We start from the raw sequence: 23,756 nt of genomic DNA on the forward strand, positions 1-23,756 counted from the left end.
ACCGGATTCCGCGACAGATCAATGTTTTTTAATAATACATAACAGAAGTAAGTTAGAAATCGCCACATATGGAATGCCTTCGTTTCTCTTAAATCAGGTTCTATCAGATCCACGCAGCTCATACCCTAAACTATGGATTTGAACAAAAGGACCGGCGCTTGACCGGCCATGGACAACGGAGGGTTATATCAAAATGAAAGAAGCCCGTGTGCAGGTTAAGGTACCTCTTGTCCCTCGTCCACTAGTGAAGGAGCCAGAAGAGATTGCTGGTTTCGGTGTGGAAAAAGACAAGCTTGCTTCAACGAACATCAGAACTGTTCCAGATGAGCCCATAACAACATCTCCTAGAGGGGCTGCCACCAAACAGGAGTCAGCTCAACACACTACGGCACGTATACACATACCTGTCATTGAATTAGACCAGTTTCGCCGTGTGAAGCGCCGCCGAATGCGTACGTTCGGCCGAGGCCGCAGATGGGGCAAGAACAACACTCGCTGGCAACCGGCAGCGGCTGTATCGGCAGTACTGGCACTTGCGCTGTTGATCCCCGCCATTCTAGTCTGGCCGCGGACGGATGATTCTGTTAAACCGATCCCTGTCCCACCTGGTACAGGCAGTGTAACGACTCCAGCACCTTCTCCAGCTGTACCCGTTACCTACCCTGAACCCCAAGTAAGGGTATACCTGTCCGCAACCGGTACAACGATGAATCTCCCGCTTGAAGATTATGTTACCGGAGTAGTCGCTGCCGAGATGCCAGCGGAGTTCAGATTGGAAGCTCTGAAGGCACAGGCCATTGCTGCAAGGACATTTATTGTGAGAAGACTGGCAGCCAACGATACAAGCGGTGTACCTTCAGGAGAAGCGGATGTAACGGATACTGTGAGTCATCAGGTATTTATACCACCAGAACAAGTAAAAGCGGACTGGACACGTCTGGGGAAAGCGAAGGAATGGGAGAAGCTGCAGCAGGCTGTCCGCGAAAGCAAAGATTCCGTCATGACATATCAAGGCAAGGCAATTACTGCATCCTTTTTCTCCACAAGTAATGGGTATACGGAGAATGCTGAGGATGTCTGGGGGAACCCTGTTCCTTATTTACAAAGTGTAGCGAGTCCGTGGGATAAAAATCTGGCTCCCGGTTTTGAAGAAACCATCACCATGAAGCGCAGTGAGATTCTCCAAAAGTTGAATCTGGGTGCAAATGCTATCCCTGTGAGTGCGCAGCAAAGCGGTGGCTGGATGGAAGTATTGTCTACAACGCAAGGCCATCGCATCAAGGAGATGCAGATTGCAGGTAAAACGTTTAGCGGGCCGGAAGTTCGAAAGCTGCTTGGGCTTAGATCTAGCCAGTTCAGCTGGAAGACCGATGGAGACGAGGTTCAAATTACAACGTATGGATACGGTCATGGAGTCGGCATGAGCCAATGGGGAGCCAACGGCATGGCACAGGAGGGTCACACCGCAACCCAGATTCTCAAACACTACTACACCGGCATCTCCTTCGGACAGGCATCCAAGATGCTAGCCTCCAAATAGACCAACATGGAATTCGGTATCAACCGGACAATTTGGATTACCAACCGTTAGTCTATTAGCAGTATTGGGCCACTGATAATATAAAGCGAGCCCTCGCAGACACTCTATGAAGTTGCTAAGCCTAGAATTAAAACCCACCGTTAGCTCTACCAATGAACTTAAAACTATATCGCCGTGCTCAATCTCACAGTCGCACTTAATAAGGATTGGCTGCTAAATCCAATCCATGCATTTCTGTCCACCACCCCTTCCGGAGCTTTCAAAACTTGGCTATATATGCGGAGAGTGTCGAGCGTATGGAGAGCGCAGGGGACAGAAAAGGCCTGTAGAAACGAAGTGTCCGCCTTTACTCCCGGATTTCACCTTTATAGAAGGTGATAGAAGAAATCTGGGAGTAACAGCCGGTCGAAAGGTTTTCTGGCCCCGAAGCGGTGCACGTACTAACACTCATCTCAGCATATATAGCACTCTTTGAAAGCTCCGTGAAAATAATTAGAGTCGCGCGTGTATAAAAGAGTTGCACCCGGTAACACTTGTTACTGAGGTGATTAAGATGAATGAACAAAACAAAAAATCAGTCCAAGAAGAAACTCCTAAAACAACTCAAGGAGTACCGGCTAGCCAGCCCTCTTCATGGAAAAGAGCAATGTCCAAACGTTGGGTTTTCCCGGCAGCCTACATCGCAGCAGCAGGCATTATACTAACCTTAGTGTGGGTCTATCAGGGCACAGGCGACAAAACGCTGAACTCGGACCCTGCTAACGGGGTAGTAGAAACAGGCGCATCGGCGGGTACAGAAGAAACAGCGGTTAACGGAGAACAGGAAAGTGTGGAAGTTGTTGCAAAGTCGGAGAATTTTGTATGGCCAGTAGCGGTTCCGTCAGAAATTTCGGTAGTAAAACCTTTCTATGACAACGAAGCTTCAAGTGAGGAACATGAAGCAGCGATGGTGCAGTACAATGACACATTTATTCCGAACACGGGTGTAGATCTGGCACGTGGGGATAACAAAACGTTCGAGGTTAAAGCGGCACTCGGCGGAAAAGTTACCCGGGTTGAACAAAACCCGCTGACAGGTCAAGTTGTGGAAATCACGCACAGTGATAACCTCAAAACCGTATACCAAAGCCTGGCTGACGTCAAAGTGAAACAGGATGATGAAGTGAAGCAAGGAGATGCAATTGCATCGGCTGGCGTTAATGAACTGGAAAAAACGCTGGGCAACCACCTTCACTTTGAAGTTTACGAAGACGGACAACCGGTTAACCCGCAAGGATATCTTACGGAAAAATAAATGATTATTACCGCAGCAACATGATGGGCAGAGGGAATTCTCCTCTGCTCTTTTTGTGCTTTTCAGAAAATAATGGGACCTTCGAAGCTTGTCACACCTTTAAACCGCGAATATATAGGCATGCTCCTCATATAATGTACCAAACTATCCACACAGTAGGGAGGCGGGAGCGTGCACGATTACATCAAGGAACGGACCATAAAAATTGGTCGCTGCATTGTTGAGACGAGGAATACGGTCCGTACCATAGCCAAGGAATTCGGCGTGTCAAAGAGTACTGTGCATAAGGATCTGACGGAGCGTCTGCCGGAAATCAACCCTGATCTTGCTGACCAGGTGAAACACATTCTGGAGTATCATAAGTCCATCCGTCATTTGCGGGGCGGTGAAGCGACCAAAATTAAATACAAAAAAACAAGCGGTAAAAAACGCGAGGTGTTGGCTTCCGCTAAATCGTAGGGACCTGCGGAAAGACGTAGGCCAAAAAGCTCACACATGCATTGAATCCCTCCCCTGAAGTATGATATGTTAAAAGCTGGTACAGGATCGAATTATGACATCTTATCAGCCCGATTTTTACATATATATGTTGCACTTTGTCGAACGAGCGGTGACGTGATAAGGGACTCTTTTTCACAGGATACGCTGACCAAATAATATCACTTTGGGGGCTCTTTTATGTTTAGCAAGGATATCGGTATTGATCTTGGCACGGCGAACGTGCTTATTCACGTGAAAGGAAGTGGGGTTGTCCTCGATGAACCTTCCGTCGTGACCATTGAAAGCGATACGAAGCGGGTCCTTGCTGTTGGGGAAGAAGCGCGTCGTATGGTGGGGCGTACTCCAGGTAACATTGTTGCCATTAGACCGCTGCGTGACGGTGTTATTGCGGACTTCGAGATTACGGAAGCAATGCTTAGACATTTCATTAATCGTGTGGGGGCAAGAAGCTGGTACAGCCACCCGCGTATTCTGATCTGTGCACCAACCAACATTACCTCCGTGGAGCAGAAGGCTATCCGTGAAGCTGCTGAGCGCAGCGGTGCCAAAGAAGTATTTCTGGAAGAAGAGCCGAAAGCGGCAGCGATCGGTGCGGGAATGGATATTTTTCAGCCGAGCGGCAATATGGTCGTGGATATCGGCGGCGGAACGACTGACGTTGCAGTCCTGTCTATGGGCGACGTAGTCACCGCCTCTTCTATTAAAGTCGCAGGGGACAAGTTCGACGAAGCGATTATCAAGTTTATCAAAGCCAAATACAAACTCATGATCGGTGAACGTACAGCCGAAGATCTCAAAATTGCGATTGGTTCCGTACATCCGGGCGGACGTCAAACAGAGATGGACATTCGCGGTCGGGATATGGTATCCGGGTTGCCTGTTACCGTAACGGTGTCGGGGAATGAAGTGCAAGAGGCGCTATGGGATTCCGTGCAATCCATCATCGTTGCAGCTAAGTCGGTATTGGAGCGGACGCCACCGGAATTGTCAGCGGACATTATTGACCGAGGTGTCGTGTTGACAGGAGGAGGCGCTTTGCTGAACGGACTGGACGAACTGTTGTCCAATGAATTGCATGTACCGGTATGGGTTGCAGAGGATCCGATGCATTGTGTCGTGAAGGGAACTGGCATTATGCTGAATAATTTGGATCAAGTGGTTAAGAAAAAGTTCTAATCTGCCGATATAAAAAGCAAAGGTTCGCCCAAGCTCGGGAAGCAGAACGGACAAGCAGCCATCCTGTAATGAAGGACAAGCGCTTGAGGAGAGGGGTTAATACATGTTAAGAGGTCTGTACACCGCTACCGCGGGAATGATAACGCAACAACGCCGCCATGACACCGCAACACAGAATATCGTAAATATGAACACAACGGGATATAAACAAGTGAACAGCGTAAGTCGTTCTTTCCCGGAAATGCTCATTACTTTGGTAGGCGGAGATGCTAATCTTCCGACAAAGCGGCTGGGCAAGCTGAACACGGGTGTGTTCGCGGAAGAAAGTTTGTCCATGAATTTGCAGGGAGCCATTATGGAAAGTGGGCAAAAGAGTGATTTTGCCATTTCGTCCAATCTGGCCGTGAATGATCCACAGACAGGACAACCTGTCCCGTTTGACGGTTCAGGCAAATTTGTACGAGCTGATGGCACGGTAACTTACCAACCTCAGGCGTATTTTACAGTACAGGATGCAGAAGGCAACACAAGATATACACGTGATGGGCACTTCGAGATTACAGGAACTGGACAGCTGCTCAGCTCAACAGGTTCACAAGTTCTGGATAATAATGGACAACCTGTTGTGTTGACAGGCTCGGTAGACCAATTTAAAGTGGATGAGCAAGGTCGTCTTGTTAATGCAGAGACGGGTGCACCCACAGGTGTTACATTGGGAATCAGTGTCATCGATCAACCCAACCAACTGGTACGTCAAGGCGATGGTAATTTCAGCCTGAATGATCAGAATGGAGCAACGGCCCGGATGATGGCTGCCGGTGATAATGTGCAGATCCGTCAGGGCTACCTGGAAGGTTCGAATGTAGATGCATCACAGGCAACTGTAGATATGAATGCAGCATTTCGTGCTTATGAAGCGAACCAGAAAGTCGTACAATTCTACGACCGCAGTCTGGATAAAGCCGTCAATGAAGTTGGGCGTGTATAACGCCAACGTATAATATAGCCGTGTAGCGGAGAGCCAAACGCCCTTTGCGAAGCAAAGCAGAGAGGCTCACGCGAAGCGCAAGCCAAAACGCAGCCGAGCTTATATGAGGATTGCGTAGCATTATCCTGAGCGCAGCGACGGTCTCGACAGTACTTTGCGAAGCAAAGCAGGGAGAGACCACGCGGAGCGCAAAGGTCTAAACGCAGCCGAGCCCGTGCGAGGATTGCGCAGCATTATCCTAAGCACAGCGAGGGTCTCGACAGTCCTTTGCGGAGCAAAGCAGGGAGAGACCACGCGGAGCGCAAAGCCAAAACGCAAACGAGCCTATGCGAGGATTGCGCAGCATTATCCTAAGCGTAGCGAGGGTCTCGACAGTCCTTTGCGGAGCAAAGCAGGGAGAGACCACGCGGAGCTACTCGCCGCATAAAGAGCGTGCCCAACTAATATTTAGCCATGTGAAACTATGGCGTAAATATTAGTTGGGCAGTCGCGGCACACACACACCACCGTCGCTTAGCAAGATCATACCCCACGCACCCACTCCGCCTGTTTCGGGAGTCCAGAGGGCAGCGCCATCTGGGGCCCTCCCTACCAGGGAGGGTTTGGGAGGGGAGAACCAGGGAGGGTAACCACCGAATGAATAATTCCATGATTAGTGCAATGGTCTCCATGACCGGAATACAGCAACGTCTGGATGTCATTTCCGATAATATTGCCAACGTAAATACGGCAGGCTATAAGAGTAAGCAAGCAGCCTTTGAAGATGTACTGACACGTGTGCAGCAGCAACCGGACAAGTACAAGCTTGATGGACGCTCGACCCCGATGGGATACAACCTCGGGTTTGGCGTACGGTTGGCTGATGTGACAAAGGATATGACTCAAGGTACACTCAATGAGACAGGCAATCCTACCGATCTGGCGATTGAAGGCAATGCGATGTTTGCCGTTGAAGCAAATGGTGAGAAAATGTGGACGCGTCAGGGTGCATTCCATTTTGTCCCTGATACAAGACCCAAAACGAATCCCAATGCGCCAGACATGATGGTATTGGTCAATGGCGAAGGCCACTTTGCATTGGATCGTCAAGGTAATCGCATTACGGCACCGAATAACAGCAAGGTTGCATTTGATGAAAAAGGCAATCTGTTGATCCGTCGTGGCAATGAAGCCAATGCAACGATTGGAGCCCAATTGCAACTCGTTGATATCGAGCGCCCGGAAGGGCTTGTGCAGTATGCGGATAACCTGTTTGGTCTGGATGCGGGTCTGACCGAGGATGATGTATTTGGAGCCAATGCAGCTACACGTGAAGCGACAGCCATGATCCGTGCAGGCTACATTGAACAATCCAACGTGGATTTGACACAAGAGATGGCTTTGCTGATGCAAGGACAGCGGACTTACCAACTGGCGGCACGCGCACTGACATCCAGTGATTCCATGTCGGGTCTTGCCAACAATATGAGAGCATAAAAGGTGAATGTGATGACAGATACACAGCAGCAGAACAGCAAGCCGGATAAGACGAAAGTCAAGAAGAAGAAGAGTGGATGGCGCATCGCAAGATGGTTTTTGGTTCCGGTCCTGCTTGTTCTTGCACTCGCTGGCGGATTGGTGGCTGGCTACGTGGTACTGGGCAAACAGGATATCGGTTCCGTATTGCAGTGGAGTACATGGGAACATGTATATGATTTGGTATTCGCTCCGTAGATGAACGATATATGCGAAAACTCCTGCGCAGGCAGGAGTTTTCTTTTTGGCGTTGAAAACAGTATAATGATGGATGACGTTTGACGTCAAAAGAGGCCTCCCCTGCGAAAGACATTCGTCATCGCGAAGAGAGACCCCTTATCTCAACCTTCACTACTGCAGTCATGAAGGATATAACTAGTGTTAACTGAAAATATGCTTTTCATACAATTTAAAATGAAAAACACATTTATATGAGGTGCATTATCATAATGTTTGTTTCACCACCGGCGTAGTGGAGGGAACGGAATCGATCCTGAAGAAGCGAAGCGCTCGCCTTTGTCTCCAAATTTTAACCTTTCTAATATTGCATCTAGAAAATTTGGAGACAACAGCGATCAGAAGGACGATCCGTAACCGTAACGTTCAACACGCTGGTAGTAGGCAATACATTATGTTGGGGATGACCCTCGTATAAATGACCCTGAGAGGAGATTATACTGTGCTCGATATCAAACAGATCCAAGAAATTATTCCACACCGTCCCCCGTTTCTGCTGGTGGACAAGATTGTAGAATTAGAGGATGGCAAACGTGCCGTTGGTTTGAAAAATGTAACCATTAATGAACCGTTCTTCATTGGTCATTTTCCAGAGTATCCGGTAATGCCGGGTGTGTTGATTACAGAAGCATTGGCACAGGTCGGTGCAGTAGCCATTCTTAATTTGGAAGGCAACAAAGGCAAAATCGGCTTTTTGGCGGGACTGGACAATTTCCGATTCCGTGGACAAGTTGTGCCTGGAGATACATTGATGCTGGAAGTGGAGATTACACGTCTCAAAGGTTCAATTGGTAAAGGCAAAGCTACAGCCAGAGTAGGCGACAAAGTGGTAGCTGAAGGCGAGATCATGTTCGCACTGTCTGACCCAAGCTAATGATTGTATCGTTCAGCATTTAATTGAATTTTATATAGAAGGAAGGGGTTTGCAGGAATGGAACAGTTAAGCGCAACAGCAGCACAAACATTGCAGCAGTGGTTGGAGGATGCTTCGATTGATGAAGCGACGAAACAGGAGCTTCGTGATTTGCAGGATCAGCCGAAAGAGCTGGAGGATCGTTTTTACAGAAATCTGGAGTTTGGTACAGGTGGATTGCGTGGTGTGATCGGAGCGGGAAGCAACCGGATGAACCGTTATACCGTGGGTCGTGCAACGCAAGGGTTTGCCCGTTATTTGCTGGAGCAGCATGGCGACAAAGAAGGTAAACCTTCTGTAGTGATCGCACATGATTCCCGTCATTTCTCACCTGAATTCACACTGGATGCTGCCTTGGTTCTGGCTGGAAATGGCATTGTGGCTAAGCTGTTTACTTCCCTGCGTCCTACGCCTCAGCTTTCCTTCAGTGTACGTCATCTGCAAGCAACCGGCGGTATTGTGGTGACAGCGAGTCATAATCCTCCTGAATACAATGGCTACAAAGTGTACAACCACGAGGGTGGCCAACTGGTACCACACGAAGCGGAGAAAGTCATTCAATACATTCAGGAAGTTCCTTCCCTCGCGGATGTGAAAAAGCTGACGCAGGAAGAAGCCGAAGCTCAAGGATTGCTCGTATGGCTTGGGGAAGAGGAAGATCAGGCATTTGTTGATACCGTTGCCAGCCTAAGTCTCAGTCGTGACCTGATTCAATCCGGCGTTGGCCGTGATTTCAAAATCGTCTTCACTCCACTGCATGGAACAGGTAATGTGCCTGTACGTCGAGTGTTGGAACAGATCGGTTTTGAGCAGGTTCACATTGTGGCAGAACAAGAACAGCCTGATGCTGAATTTTCCACAGTGAAGTCCCCTAACCCGGAAGAGCGCGAAGCATTTACGCTTGCAATGAAGCTGGGTGAAACCGTGGGTGCGGACATTCTGATCGGTACAGATCCGGATGCTGATCGCATGGGTGCGGTAGTGAAAGACAATGATGGCAAGTATTTCGTACTTTCGGGTAACCAATCCGGAGCTATCATGGTGCACTATGTGTTGAGCCGCTTGCAAGAAACAGGTAAACTGCCGAAAAACAGCGCGGTTATCAAAACGATTGTAACAAGCGAGATGGGAGCGGTCATTGCTGAGCATTACGGTGCAGAAGTGATGAACACCCTGACAGGCTTTAAATATATCGGTGAAAAAATGAACCAGTTCGAAGCAACCGGCAGTCATACGTTCTTGTTCGGTTATGAGGAGAGCTACGGCTACCTGGCAGGCAGCTACGCACGTGACAAGGATGCAGTCCTGGCTGCAATGCTAATTGCTGAAGCAGCTGCTTATTATAAAAACCAAGGCAAAACGCTCTATGATGTCCTGCAAGAGCTGTACAGCCAATTCGGATATTTCCTGGAGAAGCTGGAGTCCCGTACGCTGAAAGGCAAGGATGGCGTAGCTCAAATTCAGGCGAAAATGACCGACTGGCGTTCTAATCCGCCACAAGAAGTAGCCGGCATCGCTGTACAAGATGTGCTGGATTACTCCCTTGGCTTGGATGGCTTGCCTAAAGAGAACGTTCTGAAATTTATTTTGGCAGACGGATCATGGTTCTGCCTGCGTCCTTCGGGAACAGAACCGAAGATCAAAGTATACTTCGCCGTGCGCGGAGAGGACCTGGAAGACGCCGAAAGCCGTATTGAGCGTTTGGTTACTACGGTGATGACGCGTGTAGACGCACAATAAATACGAATGCAGTACTGAGCAAGAACATGAGAAAGCCTCTCCGCACCGTAAGGTTGGTTGGCGGAGGGGCTTTTCTTTTAGGTAAAAAGGGTGAATTCCTACGTCTATTTTGGATGAATTGCGGATAGATGCACGTTTGTTGACACAAGCTGTTTGTATCCGGTATTTATTCACTATTATGCAATGAAAATCATGAGCTGAACGTGCATTTGGTTCCAACACTTGAGGAGGTACATGTAGTGCGTCAAAAATGGCTTTATTGGAATACCGCTTCACGGAAGTGGCTGTGGATTGTTGTCATTATCGGTTTGATTGCTTCCATCCCTGTCATCAGTGATCGGGTACAGACGGAATCTTCCGCCAAAAAGGTGGAGCTTGTCTTCAATTATCGGGGGCTATTGGATATCTCGGCTTATCAGGCCCATCCGCAAGACTTTATGAATGAACAACTGACTCGGTTGAAAGACGCCGGAGTGACAACCATGGCGGTGTTCGAAAGTACACTGGATGAGTTGAAGAAGTCCCGCCGTCTGATGGTATATAACGGGCAGGATCTTGCGAACATGACCAAAAATGTCATTCCTGCTAACGATAATTACACGTATGTGTTATTCACAAACGAGGAAAATGCACAGACGTATACCCCTATCATTGAACAAACGTTCGCCGATCGGGAGATTCCTGTGCTTCCATGGGAATATGAAGGTCGTAGCGGCTTAATATTGCAGACTCCACCGGAGAATGCCAACATGCAGCCTTTGCAACCAGATCCGGTTGCCGTGAAGATGCTGCGTGATAAAGGATTTTACATTTTGCCACGGATCGCAGACAGTGTTCCTTACAATCAGGAATCCATGGAACGCCTGCTTACCTTCTTCGAAGAAAATGGGGTAAAGCGCATCTTGTTTGATGGCGATGCTGTGAAAGGGTACAATGATAATGCAGAGATGAAGAGTATCGATATGTTTGCCCAGTTGCTGAACAAGCACCATATTGGACTGGCGGCTATTGAGAATTTGAAGAAACCACAATCCGGTTTTGAGACTCTCTCCTATAAAATTGACTACAATGTAACTCGTCTGTACTCCTTAAGTGACGGGGATGCCAATCTGGATGTAGACACCATTGCTGACCGTTTTGTTTTGGCTACCAAAGACCGCAACATTCGTATGCTCTATATGAATGCTTCGCCAAGTCGGAATACAGCCAAAGCTATGATCACCAATCCGATTGATAATCTGATCAACAGTTTGGGTGAGCCAGGTCATGCGATTGAACGTATGGGCAAACACGGCTTTGAACTCGGACAAGCTGAAGCGTTCACGGTTAAGGATTCTTCCATTCAGCGTTATGCCAAGCTGGTGGCCTTGATTGGTGCAATCGCAATGATTACGCTTATGGTTTCCTATTTTGTACCACTACTGACATTGCTGGTATTTGCGCTGGCTCTGGTGGGTAGTGCCGGGTTATTCTTGCTCAAACCGACGTTGCTGGAGCAAGGAATTGCCTTGCTGGTCGCAATTAGCGCGCCAACCATTGCGATGGTGCTGGCGGTTCGTACAGTGAACTATCAGCAACAGCGTCAGCCAGACGCGCCTGCGGGTCGTCGATTGGCACAAACGATCTTCTTATATGTAAGAACGTCGATTCTTTCGTTCCTGGCGGTGCCTTTTGTCATCGCATTGCTGAACAGCATTACGTACAGTCTGGTGATCAACCAGTTCCGAGGCGTGAGCCTGTTGCACTTTGCACCTATGGCGCTGGTAGCGATTTATATTGTGTTTTACCGTGGTTCGGGTACGTTCTCCATTAAGCAAATTAAGAACCTGCTTCGTACTCCGATTACCGTTGTGATGGTTGTATTAGCACTTGTTGCTGCCGTTGTTGGGTATTACTATTTGAGTCGTACAGGCAACTCGGGTTCGGTTACGCCTTTCGAGATGTTCCTGCGTGTTGTGTTGGAAGACACGTTCGGCGTGCGACCAAGATTCAAAGAATTTATGCTGGGACACCCGCTGTTTATCGTTGGCGTGTTCGCCGCTTTAAAATATCGTAAAGTCATCTTTGTGCTCATTATTGCAGCAATTGGACAATTGTCCATGGTGGATACGTTCGCGCATATCCATACGCCAGCTGTATTGTCACTCATTCGTGGAGTGATGGGATTGGGACTTGGCTTAATCTTCGGTATCGTTGCTGTGGGTGTGTGGCAAGTAGCGGAAGGATGTTGGAAAAAATGGTCACCACTTCTCAAAAGTTAGTCATCTCGGGATATTACGGATTCCGCAACAGCGGAGACGAAGCGGTACTAAAGTCAATTTTGACGGCGCTGGAAGAGGAGAGTCACAGATCGAATGTCACGATTGAGCCGATTGTGCTCTCCGGTGACCCGGAGTCGACCACTTCAATGTACGGTGTACGTTCAGTACATCGGATGAAGTTGAAGGAGGTTCGCGAAGCGATCAAGGAAAGTGACGGTTTAATTAGTGGGGGAGGAAGTCTGCTGCAGGATGCAACTGGACTGAAATCCATCCCTTACTACTTGGGTGTTATCAAACTGGCACAATGGTTGAAAAAACCAACATTTATCTATGCGCAGGGCATTGGACCTGTAAATCGCAAAATGTTCAATCCAATGATTCGTTCGGTCTTTAAGGCTTGTAATTATGTATCTGTACGTGATGAACAATCTGCTGAATATTTGCGCGGACTCGGATTGCAGTGGAATCAGATTCATGTGGTCCCTGACCCTGTGATGGGTCTGCCACTGCCTGAAGTCCAAGCGGAAGAAGTAAGTTCAGTCGCGGTTAATGCTCAAGGAGCAAGCGTTCATACCAAACTCCCGGTGATCGGCGTATCCGTACGTTTCTGGGAGTCGGATCGGAAAGAGCTTACAGCGATTGCTGCTGGATTGAAGAAGCTTTGCTCCAAAAAAGCCGTTCACTTGCGCTTTATGCCATTTCACTTACCGATTGATGAGCAGGCTTCGCGTTTTGTCATGGAAATGCTCGGTGACCTCGGTAACAAGGGTAGCGAAGTAAGTATTACCAAGGATCTCACCGATCCGCAGCTGATGCTTCAGGAAGTCAGCAATTGTGATGTCGTTATCGGCATGCGTCTGCACAGTCTGATCTATGCAGCATCACAGTATGTTCCACCCGTTGGTATCTCGTATGATCCGAAGATTGATCAGTTCATGCTGCGTCTGGATAGTGAAACTGTGGGCAGTACGGATGCGCTGGATGGGGATAAACTGGCGAAGACGGTGGCTAACCTGTTGGATCAACGTTCACAGTGGCTGAAGGAACATGAAGAAGGCATCACCGAATTGAAGCAGGAAGCCAAAGTGCCTGCTCAGCAAATTATTAAATATTTAGGCCGCAAAGGGTGAAATAAGATGAATCAGACCGGACCAATACCTACCGTTTCAATCTATGGTATTCCTTTTTCCAAACTAACGATGAAAGAAACGGTGGAGGTTCTACGCCAAGCAGTGCTTACAAAACAGCCGCACCAAGTCATTACAGCCAATCCCATCATGGTCATGGCCGCGCTGGAAAACCCGGCGATGATGAAGGTTATGCAGTCTGCGGAAATGATTGTAGCCGATGGAACAGGGGTTGTATGGGCTGCCAATTATTGTGGGGAGCCTGTGGCAGAGCGGGTACCTGGATTTGAGCTTTTACATGAATTGCTGCGTGTTGGAGAAAACTATCGGTGGGGCGTGTATCTGCTCGGTTCCACACCTGAGGTGATTCAAGAAACGGCAGTTCGGTTACAAGAGCAATATCCGGCGATTCGAATTGTAGGTTATCGCGACGGTTATTTTGGTCCGGCTGAGGACGATCAGGTTGTCGCTTCCATCCGTGAAGCTGCACCTGATCTCCTGTTTGTTGCACGTGGGGCAGACACACAGGAACCGTGGATTCACAAGTACAAAGACGCGCTTCAGGTTCCCGTTACCATGGGGGTTGGAGGCAGCTTTGATGTGATTTCGGGCAAAACCAAACGTGCACCTAAAGTGTTCCAAAAGTTAAGACTGGAATGGTTTTATCGTCTACTTCGGGAACCTAGCCGGGCTGGCCGAATGCTTGCGCTTCCGAAATTCGCTGTCAAAGTGATGCGGGACAAAGAAAACGTGACTAAAGTCCGTTAAAATTAGGCTATTACGAGTAAAATGCACGTTTTTGCTAAAAATTGAGGTTGGCATTTCGCCTGTGATCAGCGTATAATTCATTCCGGATTACATGTGTGCCACTCAAATAAAAACTTATAGTTGCACATGGTCACTCCGATGTCAGAATAACCTTTTGATCGCTGTTATCCCTGGATTTCTTTTATCCAACCTTTGTAAGGTTGAAATCCCGTGATAAAGGCGAACGCTTCGCTTCTACAGGTTATTTCTGTCCTCTCCGTTCTGGTGCAAATGGTATTTTTATTAAAAGTGACGAACAATAATTTATATATAAAAAGAGATCAGGGGATTTATAATTTCTTACAGGTATTATAATTGGGGGTCGAATGTTCAAATGGTAGCGATCTTTATCATTGGATTTATCGTGTCAATGGGACTGGCTCTTGCCCTGACACCACTTGTCAAAAAGTTCGCAGTCAGAATCGGTGCAATGGATACGCCGAATGCTCGTAAAGTGCACACTCGGATTATGCCACGTCTTGGTGGTCTAGGGATTTTCCTGGCCTTTGTCATTACCGTTGCTGCACTGCTTCCGTTTGTGTCAGCATGGTTTACGACAAGAGATATGAGCTTTGTCAGTGCTTTTCTGATTGGTGGATCGATCATCGTACTGATTGGTGCATTGGATGACCGTTTTGAACTGTCAGCCAAAGTCAAACTGCTCGGACAAATTGTTGCTGCTGCTGTAGTCGTATTCGGATTCAATATCCGTGTAGACTTCGTCAATATTCCTTTTCAGGATGCTTACTCTTCACTAGAAGCTTGGGTTTCCATTCCACTGACGATTCTCTGGATCGTTGGTGTAACAAATGCGATTAACCTGATTGATGGTCTGGATGGTCTGGCTGCCGGTGTATCCGGTATTGCCATTGGTACCATTGCTGTGATGTCCTTCCTGATGGGTAATATGATGATTGCCTTGATGTGTCTTGTACTGCTTGGTAGTATTGTTGGTTTCTTGTTCTTCAACTTCCACCCAGCCAAGATCTTTATGGGGGATACGGGATCACTATTCCTTGGTTTCTCTCTGGCAATGCTGTCCATGCTTGGTTTCAAACAAATTGCTGTCGTGTCCTTCATTACACCGTTGATCATTATCGGTGTGCCGCTCTCGGATACCTTCTTCGCGATCATTCGTCGTGCGGTACAACGGAAACCGATTTTCTCACCGGATAAAGGTCACTTGCATCACTGCTTGCGTGAGCTTGGATTCAGTCACCGTCAGACAGTGCTGATCATCTACGGTATTGCCGCTTTCTTCGGTGTACTGGCGATTATCCAATCTTCCGCTGCGATGTTCGAAGCCAACTGGGTAACGTTCGTCGTGATCTGTATTATGATGTTCTTCCTCCAGGTTGGAGCAGAAGTCATCGGACTTGTAAGCAAAACCAGAAGGCCGGTCATTAACTTCCTGATGCGTATGCGCGTCAAGTTGAACCCGGAGACCCGCTCGAAATCCTAAATAGAAACGCTCGTTTACTGATCTTATTGAATATTCTTTCAACCCAAACCTTGTCCCTCGTGGACAAGGTTTTTTGTTTATTTTGCTGTTTTTACTAAATAATTGGAACCTTTCGGCCGATAAAAAAGTTAACTGACTTAAAAAGAGGAGAGATGATTGCATGCAGCGTACGAAGAAGCCGATAATTTGGCTGATGATGGTGGCACTGGTTGTATCTCTAATACCAGCAGGCCTTGCACCAGTCGCATCGGCGGCGGACAAACTGACAAGCTATTTCACCCCCGATGTTTCTGATCTGAGAAATACAGTTGATTTAACATTGACGGCAGGGGACAATCAGATAACGAGAGATAAAGTATATAAAGTTACCGATCCGCAACAAGTGATTACTGGCACGTATACCAAAGTAACAGGGTCCACATTGGGAGCTAACATCCAACTTCTGAACTGGGATCAAAGTGGAAATCGTTGGGTGGAAGACCCCACACGTGTTGCTCCTGCGGTAGTTACCCTTGATGTTGATAGACCAGATAACCGCTTCAAAGCAAATGTAACATTATATCCGGGTATGAACCGGATTACTTTTACAGGTGCACAAGGACAGAATGAACGTTCAGAGACGTTCTACATTTTATTTGACCAGGTACCTTATGTAGAGAAGCTGCAGGTACTAGGCGGTTCAGATAATCTGGATCTTAATGAAGGTACACAAATTGTAGTGAATAAAGATGAAATTACTCTTCAAGGTAAAGCCATGAACGCAACCAAAATAACTGTATCGGTCAATAATGGGCAGGCTTTGGCGACACAGCTTTTACAAGATGGCACTTTTTTTTCACCACAGCTTAAGCTTAACCCAGGTGTCAATGACCTGAAGTTGGTGATACAAAATGGTTCGGATACACTCACATTTAACTATTCCTTATTTTATTATGATGAAAAAAATCCGATAGTTAAGCTTGATTTGCTGGATTCAAACGGGAATGGACAGAGTTTGCTCGGTGTTGAGCCAGTCTTCACAGAAGATACAGACAAGGCCAAAGTGCATGTGCAAATGCTGATTCCTTATGATGAAGTGAACAAAAACAAATTCAGTGAAGGTGCCGAAATCATTGTGGATAATAGCACCACGAAAGAAACGCCTATCTTCACTGAGGAAGTGTTTGTTCCAAGTTTGAAGGATAATACGCCATCATACTGGTTAGTCTCCTTTGATATCGATGCTGTGAATTTTAACAAAGATACTAATGGTGAAGTTTTGGTCGATCAAAATCATACGTTATCCGTAACTTATGGAACGAAGACTATAAGTAAAAAAATGGATTTCCAGTACATGAAGGGTCAAACGGTTATTACTGACTTGAAGTACCTCAAAGGGTACAGTGGAACGGGCATAACGAATCTGCCAACGGGAGAACCCCTGAACGGAGCTAAAGTGGATTCAGGTGACTTCTACATTATGGTGACAACAAATGGCAAGCCAGCTAATCCGGAAACAGGGTTGAAAGCAAACTATCTTCCACTGGGAACAAGCTCTATCCCTCTGCAATATGTAGCAACCGTATCAGATACTAGATATATTTTTAAAGTAGCCGGGTTGAAAAACGGTAACCAGACAGTCCGTTTCAATTACGATGGTTCTACAGCATATAAAGATGTGACGATTTCTTATGCTTCCAAAAACTTTATTTATGTAGAAAACCTTACTGATGGACAGACTTACAATGTAAGTTCCGGAAATACCCTTGCAGTTAAGGGGCAATACATTGATTTTGATGATACTATTAATAGTAACTTTTTCGTTGCAGAAGTATTTGCGAATGGTGAGAAAGTAAGATCTACTAATACTTCAGAAGCTTTGCAACCCGATTGGTTGAATAAAACGACCGGAGTATTTAACATTAATCTCGATATTTCTTTGGAGAAAGGACCTTTGGTCTTCGGAGAAAACCGTATTATTCTGACAGGTATAGGTAAGGACGACAAGGGCCAGGCTCGGGAAATCAGAAAAGAATTGCGTATTTATATTGTCGATAACAATGTATCTACCATTATGAACTTTCAACCGGCTGTAGGTAAAGACCGCCCAAGCTTCCCACCGAAAGAGTTCAGCGCGGATAACCCGCTGCTGCCTCTAATCTTCAATCTTACACCTGAATTTATCTTTAATGATAATAAATACACAACGAGTTTGAAAAACTATGATGTGGTCCTGCGTGGTAGTGGGGCAGTTAAGATGAATCTGAATATGGGAACCAAGAATATTCTCTCTGTTGACCTGCCGGTTAACTCGGTAAGTAATGCTACGGTTACATTTGCAGGAGATCGCTACACTTATGATTTTGCTGGTGATCAAAAGGACTTTATCATGCGTGTTCAGGATCTGGTTGCAGATGCACCGGGTACTTATGTGTACACTCTGGAGTTGATTAATGAGACCGGAGCAAAGACAACACAAAGATTAGAAATTGTTAGAGAAGTAAGTGCGTATCGCATTCTTTCTCCACAACCAACGGTTGGTAATCAAATTGTAGTAAACAAAAACTTTGTTCATTTTGATATCGAAGCAGAGGGAGCAACGCAAGTATTAATCGGCAAAGACCCTGCTGTGAAACGTACAGATTTAGGGGACAACCGTTTCGTATATGATTATGTAGGATTGAAGCAGGATAAGGAAAACAAAATCAAAATTACGATCACCCGTGCGGGTACAAGTATCAATGATACGATTGAAGTATTCTACACGGGAACAGTAGGTGTGGATGCGCAGTATATGGCTCCGAAGGTAGCAACCAAGTATACCGTCTTTAATAAAGGGTTACAGTTGAGTTTCCCGAAAGGGACAGTCATGCAAAGTACGAATACAAGAGGAATTACGAAGTACTATCCAGATACGAAACTGCTGTTTGGTATTGCAGATCCGACTACAGGTATAGTAGAACGTCGTAATGACTACGGTAATGTAATTGGTTTCCCTGGAACGGGTGAAAGTAGTGGTGCACCTGCATGGAGCATTCCGGATGAGTATTTGCTTAACTTTGGATCCACGAGTGCTTCGAGCAACTTCGGTCGTATATCTCAGATTTTCTGGGTAAATGGTGGTTTGGGTGAATCTGGGGATCTTGGTTCAGCGACATATGCTGCCCCAACTGACGGACTTGCTCCATACTCTGTAGAAGGCTTGTTCGGTAATCCACAGACTCCTGCGGAACGCAAAATTACACCTTCACAGCGGGGGACACTTACGTTGTCATTTGACTCTAATGTGGTTGACGAAGCAGGTTCGACGATTACAGTATATCGTTACACAGCTAATCGCCAGTGGGAAAACATTGGTGGTGAGGTAGATACCAAAGCACATACAGTTACTGTACCGTTTGACGAGTTTGGTTATTATAAAGTTATGAAATTAAGCCGCAGCTATAATGATATAACAAATCATAACTGGGCTCGTAATATCTTGAATGGACTTTATTCCAAAGGATTCATGAATAACTTGCGTTTTGAGCAATTTGGTACTGATGATCAGACAACTAGAGGTGAGTTTGCTACCTTGTTGGTCAAAGGACTTAATTTGCCAATCAACTCTGACAATAACCGTACCTTTGTGGATCTTGTACCAGGTGCACGCTCTGCAACGTGGGATTATGATCGAATTGAAACTGCAGCAAGAGCGGGCATCGTAACTGGACTGACTGATGGGGTATTTGGGCCGGATCAACCGCTGACACGTGAACAAGCTGCTGTTATGATTGCACGTGCTTTGAAACTAAAGCTGGCGAACAACGATAGCAAACTTGAAGCACAACTTGCCAAGTCATTTGTTGATTCGGGTAAAATGGAGAAATATGCAGGCCCTTCCATTATGGCCGTGTCCAAAGCGAAAATTATGGAAGGCTCCTCTTCCACAGTAGCTGGACAGAAGAAGGCACAGATCAGCTTCAACCCGAAAGGCAATCTCACCCGCGCGGAAGCTGGTAAAATTGCAGTGGAGTTACTGAAAAAAAGCACTAGTGTTTTCCCTAAAAACTTGAGCTAATTCATGTAAGTTCATCTATGCATTAGTGCAAGACCTGTCCCTTGTGCAATTGGGGACAGGTCTTTTATAGCTGTATATCAAACTGGAAAAGAGCACTTTTATAATAGAAGGAAACTGTTTTTTACCAATAACTATTTTTGTAATTTGCTAGAGTTTAAGATACAATAACGGTAAATACACAATGATCTAGAGGGTGAAGTTAGCTAATGAAACCGATTTATTCGAAAGCCCAGCTGGGCTACATGAAGGCAAAGACACAGTTCGAGAAACAAGCAGTCATTCTGGAGAAGAAAATAGAAGATACACGTAAAACACAGGAAGTTTCCCAAGAAGTGATGGAAGGGCTTGTACAGGCGACTGGCTTCCATGATGCGTATAACAATTTGGTTCTGGCTGAGAATGACTTAATTGAATGGTCTCACACCACGATGAAGCATGAAAAGACGTACCGGGAAAATAGACAACCCATTGATGACATGTATCTGAGATTGAACAGTGATCCGAATATGCGTGCTCAAATTATTGATCTTGCGATGAAAATTCGCTAAGGAATAGAAACGAAACTTTACGAAAGGCATTCCAAATGGAGTGCCTTTTATTTATATTTTACATTTAGAAGAATTTGTCGCTTCATGCAGCGGGTTTAAGGGTATAAATAAACGTCCCCATCCATTCATACACCATATAATTTCAAGCAACATGCTTATTTTTCACTGAATTTATGGTTTTGAACATCAAAATTACCCGCACTGTATCAATACATAAATAAGTTCAAAACTTTTTTTGAGGAATCCGCAACTTTTTGAAATCTGCTGCGTTTAAGATGTAGAGTCAAAAACATTGGGCCTCTTACCAAGAATGACCTCGTGAAGAATCTTGTCTATTTATTAGAAAAAATTGCTTTACGGCAAGAGTAACCCATTGTATAATACGTTAGGTAGGATTAGGAAACTACTCTATTTTCGTATGATTCTATTATTATAATTGTTTACAAGTTTCTGTGATATGCTCACAGACATCATTTATATTAACTTGCTCACAACTCTGGAAAGGGGGTGCAACAATATATGAGGAATACGAGCGACCCTATTAAAGAAAATTCAAATGTTATGAACGCCCAAGGAGGAGAAAAAAAGGTTATGAAGAAAATTTTATCCGTAGCATTGTCTACAGCAATGGCATTCTCGATGTTTGCATCTGTAGCATTCGGTGATACAGCAGTTTCACCACAACAACAGTTTGATGCATTGAAAGCAAAAGGTGTTTTCACTGGTTACCCAGATGGAACAGCTGGTTTGGACAAAGAGATGACTCGCGCTGAGTTCGCAAAAGTTATCACTAAATTGCTTGGCCTGAAAGAAATTACTGGTGTATATTCTTACAATGATAAAAACTACAATGCTAAAAACTGGGCTGCTCCTTACATTGAAGCAGTAACAGCTGCAGGCATCATGGAAGGTAAAAACGTTGAAAAGAAAATCTTCGACTTCAACGGTAAAGTAACTATCGAAGAAATGGCGAAAGTTCTGACAATCGCTTTGGATCTCGAAGTTCCAACTGAAACTAACAACTCAGCAACAGCTTGGGCTAAAGGTTATGTTCAAGCAGCTATCAACGCTGGTCTGCTTGATTCCAGCTTGAACTTCCAATCCAATGCTTCCCGTCAATTGCTTGTAGGTGCTGCTTACGCAATTGATCAAGAGCAAAGCTTGAAAGTTGCTTCTTACGATGTAACTGAAGCTGGTAAAGTTGTTACTTTCAAAATGAGTGACGGAGAATCCGTTAAAGTGACTTTGGATAAAGCTCTCGAAGCTAACAAAGAAACTGAAGTGAAATTTACTTACAAAGAAAAAGAGTTCACTGAGAAAGTTACTTATGTAACTACAGTAGCTCAAGCAGTATCTTCTGTATCTGCTACAAACCTGAAAGAAATCACAGTTAAATTTGATGGTACGGTAGATCCAGCTACTGCTGAAAGCACTAATAACTACGTTGTTAGCGGTTTGACTTTTAAAAGTGCTACACTGTCCGACGACAAAACAACTGTAAGCTTGTTGATCTCTGAAGGATCTTCCAAACTTACAAACCAAAGAGCAACTAGCCTGCAAATTAACAACGTTAAAAACGCAGATGCTACTAAAACTTTCTCTCAAAAAGTAGAGTTCACTCCACTTGATGTAGCAGTTCCAGAAGTTAAAGAAGTTAAAGCTTTGGGAACAAAAGCTTTCAAAGTAGTATTCAGTGAGCCAGTAAACTCCGCAACTGTTAACGCTACTTCGTTCCGCGTTGACAACAACGTAATTGCAGCTTCTGTTAAGTATGTATACCCTAACACAGCAATTGTTACTACAGATTTGACTGCTGGTGAACACACTCTACGTGTGAGTGGCGTACAAGACTTCTCTGGTCTGTCAATTGTTCCTGTAGAAAGCAAATTCACTGCTGCTGAAGACACAGCTGCACCACAAGTTGTTTCTGCTAAGTCTAACGACTTGAAAGAAGTAACTGTTGAATTCGATGAAACAATCAAAAGTGTTGCAAGTGCATATGCTAACGTAACAGGCAATGCAGCTAAATCTATCGAGATCAACGATAATAAAGTGACTCTGAAGTTCGATAGCCCATTGAACTACACTGAGAACACAATTCGTTTGACTACTGTAAGTGACTACAGCAACAACACTGCTTCTGTAGACGCTAAAGTAACTCCAACACTGGATACAGTTCGTCCTACTGTTGTTAGCACTGATTTCTACGTAGAAAATGGAAACTACTATGCAAAACTTCAATTCAGCAAATCGTTGAAATTGGATTCTGCACAAGATGCTTCCAACTACGTGTTGAAAAACTCTGCAGGTAACGTACCATCTATCGCTGGTATCGATGCAGATGGTCACCCAGTAATCAAACCAGTTTACAATGATACTAACAAAACTGTAACTGTAAACTTGGGAAGCAGCTTGAGCGCAGATGCTACTTACACATTGACAGCATCCGGCATTGTTGATACTGCATATGTTGGTAACGTATTGTTGCCATACACTGCTACATTGAATGCTACTACAGCTCAAAACGGTAAAATTACTCGCGTGTGGTCTGATGCAACTGGTACTAAACCAGGATACATCTACATCCAATTCAACAAAACATTGGCAACTTCTGGTGAAGGAAGTGCACTGGAAGCAGCTAAATATACAGTTACAGTTGGTGGTGCTTCTTACCAAATCGCTAAAGAGAACAATGATATTAACTTGATCTCTACTAACACTGTACGTATTGCTGTAACTAATGGTGCTATCCCTAATGACTTGACTTCGACACAATGGGGTGCTGCTAAAGTAACTGCAAGCTACATTAAAGATTCCGAAGGTAACTACTTCAATGACAACGGATTTGCTTTGACTGCTGGTTTGAGCGCTTCTACAATTAAAGCAGCTACTGACGATGTATATGCTACTAGCCGTAGCGAAGTTAAAGTGAAGTTCGATACTGCACTTTCTAACGTATCTATCAGTGACTTCAGCTTGAATGTAAATGGATCAACTTATGCTCCAACTAGCTACACTCAAGCTGATAACAACAAAACACTTGTGTTGAAATTTGCGGATAATGTTATCCCACAAAACGTTGCTAATGTTAAATTGAGCACAGTTGCAAACAACACTCAAGATGGTTTCGGTAACAAAATCGAAACTTTCACAGCTGTAGAAGTACAAGATGGAATTGTTCCAACTACAAGTGGCGGATCCATTACTAAAGCTGCTGATGGTACATTCACAGTAACAGTTAATGCATCTGAAGCTCTTAAATTGAACCTTGCTTATGATGATGCATATCGCAATGGTCTGTTCACTTTGAATGTAGGTAGCGCTAAAGCTACAATCACTAAGGTAGAAATCGTCAATTCTGCTGCTGATAATACAGATCAAAAAGTGATTAAAGTTACAGCTACTTACACAGGTGAAACTGCTGGTAAAGTTGTTCAATTGACATTCGACGGTGCGAAAAACAAAGCCGCTGAAGCAATCACTGACGAACATGATAATGCACTGGATGCATTCACTGTTGGTCAACAGTTCTAATATTTAACTAGTAACAAAAAGCCTTGCATTCATTTGCAAGGCTTTTTGTTTTATAAAGTAAAATCTTTGAAACT

General features: G+C 45.3%; 16 protein-coding genes. All 16 read left to right on the forward strand.

What is annotated here, in order from left to right; genetic code table 11:
- Window positions 1-193: 193 nt before the first annotated feature.
- The 16 genes from spoIID (at window position 194) to MHB84_RS15965 (ending at window position 23,682) form a co-directional block, all read left to right on the forward strand.
- Window positions 194-1,540, forward strand: coding sequence for a stage II sporulation protein D (gene spoIID, locus MHB84_RS15890; protein WP_076287596.1), 1,347 nt, complete (start codon window positions 194-196; stop codon window positions 1,538-1,540).
- A 553-nt stretch (window positions 1,541-2,093) separates the two neighbouring features.
- On the forward strand, window positions 2,094-2,834 hold the full coding sequence (locus MHB84_RS15895) for a M23 family metallopeptidase (RefSeq protein WP_076287597.1): 741 nt from the start codon (window positions 2,094-2,096) through the stop codon (window positions 2,832-2,834).
- A gap of 171 nt (window positions 2,835-3,005) precedes the next feature.
- On the forward strand, window positions 3,006-3,293 hold the full coding sequence (gene spoIIID / locus MHB84_RS15900; RefSeq protein WP_024632710.1) for a sporulation transcriptional regulator SpoIIID: 288 nt from the start codon (window positions 3,006-3,008) through the stop codon (window positions 3,291-3,293).
- Window positions 3,294-3,512: 219 nt separating this feature from the next.
- Window positions 3,513-4,511 carry a rod shape-determining protein gene (locus tag MHB84_RS15905; protein WP_076287598.1) on the forward strand — a complete coding sequence of 333 codons (999 nt, stop codon included), beginning with the start codon at window positions 3,513-3,515 and terminating at the stop codon, window positions 4,509-4,511.
- Between the two features lie 103 nt (window positions 4,512-4,614).
- Window positions 4,615-5,499, forward strand: a complete 885-nt coding sequence (locus MHB84_RS15910; protein ID WP_076287599.1) for a flagellar hook-basal body protein — start codon at window positions 4,615-4,617, stop codon at window positions 5,497-5,499.
- Between the two features lie 636 nt (window positions 5,500-6,135).
- Window positions 6,136-6,975 carry a flagellar hook-basal body protein gene (locus tag MHB84_RS15915; protein WP_076287600.1) on the forward strand — a complete coding sequence of 280 codons (840 nt, stop codon included), beginning with the start codon at window positions 6,136-6,138 and terminating at the stop codon, window positions 6,973-6,975.
- A 12-nt stretch (window positions 6,976-6,987) separates the two neighbouring features.
- Window positions 6,988-7,212, forward strand: a complete 225-nt coding sequence (locus tag MHB84_RS15920; RefSeq protein ID WP_024632706.1) for a DNA-directed RNA polymerase subunit beta — start codon at window positions 6,988-6,990, stop codon at window positions 7,210-7,212.
- 481 nt (window positions 7,213-7,693) lie between these two features.
- On the forward strand, window positions 7,694-8,125 hold the full coding sequence (fabZ, locus tag MHB84_RS15925; RefSeq protein WP_024632705.1) for a 3-hydroxyacyl-ACP dehydratase FabZ: 432 nt from the start codon (window positions 7,694-7,696) through the stop codon (window positions 8,123-8,125).
- 57 nt (window positions 8,126-8,182) lie between these two features.
- A complete protein-coding gene (locus MHB84_RS15930) occupies window positions 8,183-9,904 on the forward strand; it encodes a phospho-sugar mutase (RefSeq protein ID WP_076287601.1) in 1,722 nt (573 codons plus the stop codon).
- Window positions 9,905-10,143: 239 nt separating this feature from the next.
- Complete coding sequence (locus MHB84_RS15935; protein ID WP_076287602.1) at window positions 10,144-12,165, forward strand: DUF5693 family protein; 2,022 nt, start codon at window positions 10,144-10,146, stop codon at window positions 12,163-12,165.
- On the forward strand, window positions 12,141-13,295 hold the full coding sequence (gene csaB / locus MHB84_RS15940) for a polysaccharide pyruvyl transferase CsaB (protein ID WP_076287603.1): 1,155 nt from the start codon (window positions 12,141-12,143) through the stop codon (window positions 13,293-13,295). Before MHB84_RS15935 ends, csaB begins: the two co-directional genes overlap by 25 nt.
- A gap of 6 nt (window positions 13,296-13,301) precedes the next feature.
- Window positions 13,302-14,060, forward strand: a complete 759-nt coding sequence (locus tag MHB84_RS15945) for a WecB/TagA/CpsF family glycosyltransferase (RefSeq protein ID WP_076287604.1) — start codon at window positions 13,302-13,304, stop codon at window positions 14,058-14,060.
- Window positions 14,061-14,433: 373 nt separating this feature from the next.
- The gene (locus MHB84_RS15950) at window positions 14,434-15,561 is read left to right on the forward strand and encodes a glycosyltransferase family 4 protein (protein ID WP_053782860.1); all 1,128 of its coding nucleotides are present in this window, start codon (window positions 14,434-14,436) and stop codon (window positions 15,559-15,561) included.
- A 160-nt stretch (window positions 15,562-15,721) separates the two neighbouring features.
- Window positions 15,722-19,600, forward strand: coding sequence for an S-layer homology domain-containing protein (locus tag MHB84_RS15955; protein WP_076287605.1), 3,879 nt, complete (start codon window positions 15,722-15,724; stop codon window positions 19,598-19,600).
- A 206-nt stretch (window positions 19,601-19,806) separates the two neighbouring features.
- Complete coding sequence (locus MHB84_RS15960) at window positions 19,807-20,148, forward strand: hypothetical protein (RefSeq protein WP_024631636.1); 342 nt, start codon at window positions 19,807-19,809, stop codon at window positions 20,146-20,148.
- A gap of 519 nt (window positions 20,149-20,667) precedes the next feature.
- Window positions 20,668-23,682 (forward strand): S-layer homology domain-containing protein, encoded by a 3,015-nt coding sequence (locus MHB84_RS15965; RefSeq protein ID WP_076287606.1) that lies wholly within the window; start codon window positions 20,668-20,670, stop codon window positions 23,680-23,682.
- Window positions 23,683-23,756 lie beyond the last annotated feature (74 nt).

The sequence above is a fragment of the Paenibacillus sp. FSL F4-0087 genome (genome assembly GCF_038020215.1).
GTDB lineage: Bacteria > Bacillota > Bacilli > Paenibacillales > Paenibacillaceae > Paenibacillus > Paenibacillus taichungensis.